Genomic DNA, 4,329 nt, shown 5'->3' on the forward strand with positions numbered 1-4,329 from the left:
GGATCCGTCCGATTGTTGTTGTCACCCTTTATTACATACATCGTCGTTCCATTAATATCTTTAATGTCGATAATTCTGTGAATGACTGGTTGGTTAAACCATGCAGCATCATAAACTACAATATCTCCCACTTTAACGTCGCTTGAATTGAATTCATGTAATCCCAGGAAATTTGCCTTTTCAATGACAACTATGTCTCCCCTGTAGAATACTGGCTCCATACTGCCTGAAACAACAACGTTCAGGTGTTGGGCGGCGATTAAAACGATTATGAGAATAACTGCATATGATGCAAGTTCTTTGTAATCTACCATTTAAACACCTTAAAATTTATTTTTCTTTTTAAATGCAACAGCCAGGGCATTTTCGATTGCATCGGACGTATCTTGTAAATCTGCCATGCTGTGTGCACTTGAAATAAAGTTACATTCAAATTGACTAGGCGGTATAAACACGCCTTCTTTTAAAAGAGCTCTAAAGTATCTTAAAAATCTTTCAGTATCAGACTTTTGAGCATCAGCATAATTGTAAACTTCTGCAGGATTCAAATATATCTGGAACATTGATGCGAGTCCAACGCATTGGATATTGTACTGCTCGTCATCGATTATTGATTCTATGTTTCCTCTTAGGAAATTGCCTTTTCTTTCTAAATCTTTATAGAATTTATCGTCCAGCTGTGACATGGTTGATAATCCTGCCTGGACAGAAATCGGGTTACCGCTAAAGGTACCTGCCTGGTAAACTGGTCCTTGAGGAGCTATTAACTCCATAATTTCTCTTTTTCCACAGAAAGCACCCATTGGAAGTCCTCCACCAACAATCTTACCTAGTGTTGTCAAATCAGGAGTTACTCCATAGTATTGTTGAGCGCCACCTCTGGAAGCTCTAAAACCAGTGATGACTTCATCAAATATTAACACTATATCGTTTTCTTCAGTAATCTTGCGAACAAACTCTAAAAATCCGGCCTTAGGTTCAATACATCCAACATTGCCCATTACAACTTCCATTATTAAACATGCTACATTTTCGCCTTCCTTTTCAATCAATTCAGTTAGGGCTTCCTCATCGTTGAATGGAACTGACAATGTGTTTTTTGTAGTGTCTGTTGGAATTCCTGCAGAATCCGGCAGGCATGCTGCACCTGATCCGCCTTTAACCAATACATAGTCATGGGCTCCGTGATATGCTCCTTCAAATTTGATGATTTTGTCACGTCCTGTAAATCCACGTGCCAATCTGATGGCGCTCATTGTAGCTTCAGTTCCGCTATTACAAAATCTGACCATTTCTGCAGAAGGAATTCTATCAACAACTTCACTTGCAAGCTTGATTTCATTTTCGGTTGGAGCTCCATAGGCAGTACCGATAGTCAATTGATTTGACACTTCACGCACCACTTTGGGATTTGCATGTCCAAGTATCAATGGACCGTAAGCCATACAGTGGTCGATATAGGTATTTTCTTCAGTATCGGTTATTTTACAGCCACCAGCACTTTTAACGAAAAACGGATAAGGCTTGAATGCACGAACTGGTGAATTAACTCCTCCGGGGAAGTATTTTTTAGATTCATTAAATAATTCTTCAGTCATTTTATCACTTATAAATGTTGGATTAATGAGTTTACACAAGCAACTGCTATAGGTGTTCCACCTTTAGGTCCTTCAGTGATGACATTAGGTATATTTGAATTTCTCAAGGCTTCTTTGGAATCGGCAGCTCCAACAAAACCAACAGGAACTCCCACTATTGCCTTAAGATTTATTTCACCTTTTTCGTATAAGTCCATTGCTTCAAATACAGCAGTCGGAGCATTGCCTGAAACGACAATTCCTTCAAAATCATTTTGGCTCGCATACCTGATGGCAGCAGCTGCCCTTGTGATTTGATGCTCTTTAGCTATTTTTTTAACTTCCTCGTTTTTGATGTAGCACTCCACTTCACCGTCATATCGTGTTATTCCATATTTAACCATGTTGATGTCAGTCAATATTGTTTCGTTGTTTTTTAATGACTTCATTGCAACGTCAACAAAGTCATCGCTTATATGGACTAATTTTGCATATTCCGGATCAGCTGTTGAGTGAACAATACGCTCTACAATGTCCTTTTCAGCAGGTTTCAAATCCTTAATTTCATCACCTATAAGGCCACGGATAATTTCCCTACTTTTGGTAGCGATATCATAGCCTTGTTTAGTTGATGCACCCATAAACATTTGGTCTGTCATATTATAATTATATGTAAAAAAACAGTTAAAATATTTTAGTATTTGGCATAATCATTGAAAAATTTCAAAGTGATGATAATATTGAAATAAGGCAGTAAAATTCTTTTTATTTGAAACTGGCTAATTTATATACTTTTTTAACTAATTAACAATTATGTTAGCTATAAAAAAAATTTAAAAACATCTTTGATGTCATTTATTGATGATTTCAAAATCGATGACAAGGGAGCCTTTGTGCTGCCCTTTGAATTGAGGCTCAAAGACCAGGAATTTTTGAAGTATTGCCATCTGGATGTGGACTGGGATATACCATCCATATCAAGTGAAGATTTACCTGATGAATTCAGCCAAAAAGCAGTTAAGCTAGTTGACTTGTTTAGAAGAAAAACTGCACATCTTTCCTACGAATGTATGCTTTTCTTTGATTATAAGACGGGAGAAATCATATACTGTTTTGTTGAGGATAATCTTGATGTGTTTATATTTGATGAGATATGAAAGCCATTTTAAAGGCAAAAATGTGGCCAGCATCTATAATCATCCTAAAGGGTTTTTGTCAGCTCCTTCTGGTGAAAATTTTCAGATATTGGAAATGGAAAATGAAGATTATGAGTTAATCTGTGGATATGATGAATTTTGGATTTTGGAAGCAAAAGGAGTTTTTGATAAAGAGGTTGTTGAAGAAATTCGCAGTGAAACAAGAACTTTATATCAATATTCTTTAAACTATAAAGGCGATATTAATGATGTGTATAGCGAATTTCTGATAAAATTTATTAGTGATGAAATATTATAGTTATTTACTTAATTTTTTTTGATAAATGATTTTTATTGAAATTGTTTTCACATTGAAAAATTGCTCTGAAAAAAACAAATTATATAAAGTAATATGTTTTATATCAATTAAAAAATTACTTATATTATATATTGCCTAAGTATAATTGTTAATAAAATTAACAAACCGGAAAGTAATCCGGAGATAGCTTGGTAATCCTTACACTACTAAAATGTGTAATAGCCCAAGAATTTTTACCAAATCCCGCACAATAATTTGGTAAAATACTATAACATACCAAAATAGTAAAAAAAGAAAAATTGACAAATATTGAAAAAACAGTAATTAAAAAGTAATGATGGGATGAATAATCATCCCGCTTTAAATTTTTGTTCTAGTCTGTAACAGTAATGGTATTAGCAATACTTTGGCCATTATAACTTGAAGTTATAATGTATTCTCCTTTTTGCAAGTTAATGTTTAACCTTGCAACACCTTCACTGTCAGTAGTCCTATCATATATCATTCCATTAATATTGAATGTTACAGTTTCATTTGCTAATAGTTTACCTTGTCCGTCAACTAATGTAGCTCCAAATGCTTTTGCTTCACTAACTGATTTTGTTAAATCGGTTGCAGCTAAAACGGATTTGACTTCAATATTGTTGGAAACTGCACAATCATTATATTCTGCAGTAATTATGTAGTCGCCAGGCAATAAATTAATGGATAATTTTGCTTGACCTGATGCATTGGTTTGGCGTTCGTAGAATACTCCGTTTATGTTGAATTTTACAGTTTCACCTGCGCCAACAGCTTTACCGTCTTTGCCTAAAAGTGTAACTATGTATTGTGAATCATTTTTGTAGTATTTTACTAAATCACTGGATTGGATAGTAGCCAATACAGTAATGGTGTTTGAACGCATTTCGCCGGTCACAGGGTTAGTTGCAGTAATGATATATTCACCAGGGTTTAAGTTAATGTTTAATCTAGCAGTACCGTTTCCATTAACTTTTCTTTCATACATTACACCGTTGATGTTGAAAGTGACATTTGTACCTTCAGCTAATGCTTTTCCTTCATTGTCAAAGAAAGTAGCATAGTATTGGGTGTCGTTTCTGAATATTTTAACGATGTCATCACCATCAATAGTTGTTAAGATTGTAATATTGTTTTCTACAGTATTGGTGAAGAAGTCGCCTTCAGCTTTGTATGAAGCAGAAGCGGTGTAGTTTCCAGCATCTAAATTGATTGCTATGGAAGCTGAACCATTGCTGTCGGTTGTTCTGTTATATGTTTGACCATTAATTATTAT

Annotated in this window: 5 protein-coding genes and 1 pseudogene; 2 read left to right on the forward strand and 4 right to left on the reverse strand. The window is 34.8% G+C overall.

The genetic code is table 11. The annotated features are described in order from the left end of the window. The 3 genes from QZ138_RS11205 to QZ138_RS11215 form a co-directional block, all read right to left on the reverse strand. Positions 1–314, reverse strand: a 314-nt coding sequence (locus QZ138_RS11205; RefSeq protein ID WP_292889099.1) for a signal peptidase I, incomplete at its 3' end; no start/stop codon positions are given. 9 nt (positions 315–323) lie between these two features. After that, positions 324–1,598, reverse strand: a complete 1,275-nt coding sequence (gene hemL / locus QZ138_RS11210; protein ID WP_292889100.1) for a glutamate-1-semialdehyde 2,1-aminomutase — start codon at positions 1,596–1,598, stop codon at positions 324–326. An 8-nt stretch (positions 1,599–1,606) separates the two neighbouring features. After that, positions 1,607–2,236, reverse strand: coding sequence for a cobalt-precorrin-8 methylmutase (locus tag QZ138_RS11215; RefSeq protein WP_292879159.1), 630 nt, complete (start codon positions 2,234–2,236; stop codon positions 1,607–1,609). Between the two features lie 189 nt (positions 2,237–2,425). Between QZ138_RS11215 and QZ138_RS11220 the strand changes: the two genes are divergently transcribed. Both QZ138_RS11220 and QZ138_RS11225 read left to right on the forward strand, forming a co-directional pair. After that, entirely contained in the window at positions 2,426–2,734 is a 309-nt protein-coding gene (locus QZ138_RS11220; protein WP_292889101.1) for a hypothetical protein, read from the forward strand. Then, on the forward strand, positions 2,724–3,032 hold the full coding sequence (locus tag QZ138_RS11225; protein ID WP_292889102.1) for a hypothetical protein: 309 nt from the start codon (positions 2,724–2,726) through the stop codon (positions 3,030–3,032). The genes QZ138_RS11220 and QZ138_RS11225 overlap by 11 nt, the downstream gene beginning before the upstream one ends. Before the next feature lie 373 nt (positions 3,033–3,405). Here QZ138_RS11225 and QZ138_RS11230 read toward each other — a convergent pair. Continuing rightward, positions 3,406–4,329 (reverse strand): annotated as a pseudogene (locus QZ138_RS11230) (hypothetical protein); the annotation flags it as partial.

The organism is Methanobrevibacter sp. UBA212, assembly GCF_905233225.1.
Classification (GTDB): domain Archaea; phylum Methanobacteriota; class Methanobacteria; order Methanobacteriales; family Methanobacteriaceae; genus Methanocatella.

Excerpts from the sequence above, each read along its gene's own strand:
- QZ138_RS11215 (WP_292879159.1), bottom strand. The coding sequence starts at position 2,236 with ATGACAGACCAAATGTTTATGGGTGCATCAACTAAACAAGGCTATGAT.
- hemL (WP_292889100.1), bottom strand. The coding sequence starts at position 1,598 with ATGACTGAAGAATTATTTAATGAATCTAAAAAATACTTCCCCGGAGGA.
- QZ138_RS11220 (WP_292889101.1), top strand. The coding sequence starts at position 2,426 with ATGTCATTTATTGATGATTTCAAAATCGATGACAAGGGAGCCTTTGTG.
- QZ138_RS11225 (WP_292889102.1), top strand. The coding sequence starts at position 2,724 with ATGAGATATGAAAGCCATTTTAAAGGCAAAAATGTGGCCAGCATCTAT.